This is a genomic window from Carnobacterium sp. (assembly GCF_032094055.1).
Taxonomy (GTDB): domain Bacteria; phylum Bacillota; class Bacilli; order Lactobacillales; family Carnobacteriaceae; genus Carnobacterium_A.
The window spans coordinates 7,253-8,670 of record NZ_DAMDAK010000039.1 but is presented as its reverse complement, the minus strand read 5'-3'; the positions used below and the strand labels follow the sequence as shown (position 1 = coordinate 8,670).

Genomic DNA, 1,418 nt, shown 5'->3' with positions numbered 1-1,418 from the left:
CAAGCCGCTACTATAGAAACCGCTACTCTTGGAATGGGGTGTTTCTGGGGACCAGACAGCCGATTTGGTCATCTTCACGGTGTGATTCGCACACGTGTCGGTTATGCTGGCGGCACTTCAGATAATCCCACTTATAGAAACATCGGAATCATACAGAAACAATTGAAATCGACTTTGACCCCAGTCGCCTTTCTTATAGAGACATTTTGGCTATTTTCTGGCAAAACCACGATGCCGTTAAGGATCGCCACTTTAAGGAACGCCAGTACCTTTCTCTTTTGCTTTATCATAATGAAAAACAACAAGCAATCGCACAACAAGTTAAAGCTGAACAAGAACATGAAACTGGAAAAAAGATTCAGACAGAGTTTCAACCGTATACTGCTTTTTATCGAGCAGAAGAGCGCCACCAAAAATATTTTTTAAATCGTTTCCCTAAAGCAGTAGAGACTATTCTGCCACTCTTTCCAGATTATACGACTTTCGTTGACTCAACGATTGCTGCACGTTTAAATGGTTTTGTGAGAGAATTCGGCACATTAGCTGATATTAAAGCAGAAATCAGCCAATGGGGACTTGACCCCAACAGTTATAGCATACTGGAGACAGCTTTGACCAACATCAAATGGTGATCCATCGCCTTATTTAGTATGATTGCAGCGGCTTTCCCTGCTGCTAAATAAATAAAAACTTACTTCTTCGTCTTTTGGCAAAGGCTTTGATGAATAGCTAGCTAGACTTGCTGATTCCCACTTTTTCAACTTAACTTTTAAAATTTGCTTTCTTCAATGCTCATTACTACTACTCTTTTGGTTTTTAGTGTTACAATACTTATAGAGTGTTTCTTTTGCTTGTAAGTTGATTTGCAGATAACTAAAAGAAACAAGAATTATGATAAAGGAGTGGGAAGAATGCAAGAAAGTCAATTAGAAAAAGTCAGAAATGGTAAAGGATTTATTGCAGCACTTGATCAAAGCGGCGGCAGTACTCCAAAAGCTTTAGCAATTTATGGTGTCATGGAAGATGCTTATTCATCTGAAGATGAAATGTTTGATCTGGTACACGAAATGAGAACGCGTATCATTACTGCGCCAGCTTTTAGTTCTGATTACATTCTTGGTGCTATTCTTTTTGAACAAACAATGGATCGCAAAATCGAAGGTATGCACACTGCCGATTACTTGGCTGAGAAAAAAGGGATCGCTCCATTCTTAAAAGTCGATAAAGGTTTGGCAGACAGCTCAAATGGCGTCCAATTAATGAAACCAATGCCTGATTTAGATGAATTGCTCAAAAGAGCGAATGAACGTCATATTTTCGGTACGAAAATGCGTTCCGTAATCAAAGAAGCCAACCCAGAAGGCATTAAAGCAGTGGTTGACCAACAATTTGAAGTTGGAAAACAAATCATTGCTGCT

General features: G+C 39.3%; 1 protein-coding gene and 1 pseudogene. Both read left to right on the top strand.

The window, feature by feature from the left end:
- Positions 1-33 precede the first annotated feature (33 nt).
- Positions 34-632, top strand: a pseudogene (msrA, locus tag RT405_RS07505) (peptide-methionine (S)-S-oxide reductase MsrA).
- Positions 633-911: 279 nt separating this feature from the next.
- On the top strand, positions 912-1,418 hold a 507-nt coding region (locus RT405_RS07500; RefSeq protein ID WP_313468858.1), incomplete at its 3' end, for a class I fructose-bisphosphate aldolase.